This window comes from Streptomyces sp. MS191 (genome assembly GCF_008042125.1).
GTDB lineage: Bacteria > Actinomycetota > Actinomycetes > Streptomycetales > Streptomycetaceae > Streptomyces.
In genome coordinates, this window is the sequence record NZ_RDBI01000118.1 from 1 (window position 1) to 798 (window position 798).

The following is a 798-nucleotide window of genomic DNA, read 5'->3' on the forward strand; positions in this document are numbered from 1 at the left end:
GAATCTCAAAAAGCCGGTCTCAGTTCGGATTGGGGTCTGCAACTCGACCCCATGAAGTCGGAGTTGCTAGTAATCGCAGATCAGCATTGCTGCGGTGAATACGTTCCCGGGCCTTGTACACACCGCCCGTCACGTCACGAAAGTCGGTAACACCCGAAGCCGGTGGCCCAACCCCTTGTGGGAGGGAGCTGTCGAAGGTGGGACTGGCGATTGGGACGAAGTCGTAACAAGGTAGCCGTACCGGAAGGTGCGGCTGGATCACCTCCTTTCTAAGGAGCACAGTACCGATTGCAGRCAAACGTTCTGCACGGTCAGCTCATGGGTGGAACGTTGATTAGTTGGCGTGAGTGACCTGAAGGTCTTCCTAGTACTGCTTCGGCGTGGAACGGAAGGGAYGGACGGTGGCTCACGCTTGGCACGTTGTTGGGTATCTGAGGGTACGGCCGTAAGGTTTGTATCTTCGCGATGCCGGCCCCAGTGAACTCGCCACGTTGTGGTGGGGTGATGGGTGGCTGGTCGTTGCTTGAGAACTACACAGTGGACGCGAGCATCTGTGGCCAAGTTTTTAAGGGCGCACGGTGGATGCCTTGGCACCAGGAACCGATGAAGGACGTGGGAGGCCACGATAGTCCCCGGGGAGCCGTCAACCAGGCTTTGATCCGGGGGTTTCCGAATGGGGAAACCCGGCAGTCGTCATGGGCTGTCACCCATGCCTGAACACATAGGGCATGTGGAGGGAACGAGGGGAAGTGAAACATCTCAGTACCCTCAGGAAGAGAAAACAACCGTGATTCCGGG

Annotated in this window: 2 rRNA genes; both read left to right on the forward strand. The window is 57.5% G+C overall.

Features of this window, described 5'->3' with window-relative positions:
• A 16S ribosomal RNA gene (locus tag EAO71_RS35380) occupies positions 1-269 on the forward strand; the annotation flags it as partial.
• Between the two features lie 286 nt (positions 270-555).
• A 23S ribosomal RNA gene (locus tag EAO71_RS35385) occupies positions 556-798 on the forward strand; the annotation flags it as partial.